Origin of the sequence: Streptomyces montanisoli (assembly GCF_017813245.1) — a bacterium.
GTDB classification, from domain to species: domain Bacteria; phylum Actinomycetota; class Actinomycetes; order Streptomycetales; family Streptomycetaceae; genus Streptomyces; species Streptomyces montanisoli.
Window position 1 is genome coordinate 1 of the sequence record NZ_JAGIQL010000370.1, and the last position, 1,067, is coordinate 1,067.

Below are 1,067 nucleotides of genomic sequence, written 5' to 3' on the forward strand. Positions count from 1 at the left end.
GGGGCCGTCCTCGGCGGCTGCGAGGCCGAGGGTGCCCGCGTCGGCACGCAGCCGCGCCTCGCCGCCGTCCTCCAGGTCGACGCTGAGCACCGTGCCCGCGGGGAGCCGCGCCGACCAGGCGGGCGGCGGCTCGCCCGCCCACCACACCACGGTCGGGGGCAGCAGGCGGGCCGCGGCCTCGCGCTCCGCCGCTTCGGTCGCGGACGCGATCGCCGCCGGGGTCGAGGCGTCGACCCCGAGTGCGGCGAGCACCGCCACGACCGTGGCGTCGTCGACGTGGACCTCCGTCGCCGGCGAGGGCGCGTACGTCGTGGCGACACCGTGCAGCTCGGCGAGGCGGGCGAGGCCCATTCAGACTCCTGGGGACTCCGGGCCGACGGCCGTCAGGGGCGCGGTCGGTTCGCTGGTGAGGGGGGCCGTCTCCGCGAGCGGGGGCTCGCTCGTCAGCGGGGCGGCGTCGGCGAGGGGTGGCTCACTGGTGAGGGGAGCCGGCACGAAGGCCGGGGCGAACGTCGGCACTGTGTGCGCCTGTACCGGTACGGCCGGTGCACACAGTGCCCGTCGTTTGGAGAGTTCACGGATGGTAGCGGTCACGGCTCTGTCTCCCAGCATGAGGAATCCGGACCCAGTCAGCCCTACCCAGCGCGTGCGTCCGCAGACCTGCCGGTACGAGAACGTGATGCGGGGCATCCGGCCCCGTGCGCGGCCGGAGGGCGTGCGGGCCCTGAGGGGTGGGGCGGCCGGATGGACGTCCTGCCTACCACAACGCCGGCGCACGCGCGCGGTCACGCACTGCCGCGTGCACGCGCCGGCGAGCGCGTGCTCGCGCGGCCGCGCCCGCGCGGACCGGCAGAGGGTTGCGCCCAGCCGGACCGGGCCGGGCCTTCCCGCCCCGTACTCGGTCCCCGGCGGATTCCGTCCCCGATCGGGAGTGCCGCGCCGCGGCCCGTGCCCGGGGAGAGCGGTATCCGGTTCGCGCCGGCGCGGTCATGCGAGGCAGCGCGCGGGTCGGCCGGCCGGGTCGGCCGGCCGGGTCGGTCGGCCGGACGTGCGCGGCCCGCTCGGCC

At 77.8% G+C, this 1,067-nt stretch carries 1 protein-coding gene and 1 pseudogene; both read right to left on the reverse strand.

Features of this window, described 5'->3' with window-relative positions:
- A pseudogene (locus JFN87_RS33200) lies at positions 1-351 on the reverse strand (4-alpha-glucanotransferase); the annotation flags it as partial.
- Entirely contained in the window at positions 352-555 is a 204-nt protein-coding gene (locus tag JFN87_RS34015; RefSeq protein WP_078850151.1) for a hypothetical protein, read from the reverse strand.
- Positions 556-1,067 lie beyond the last annotated feature (512 nt).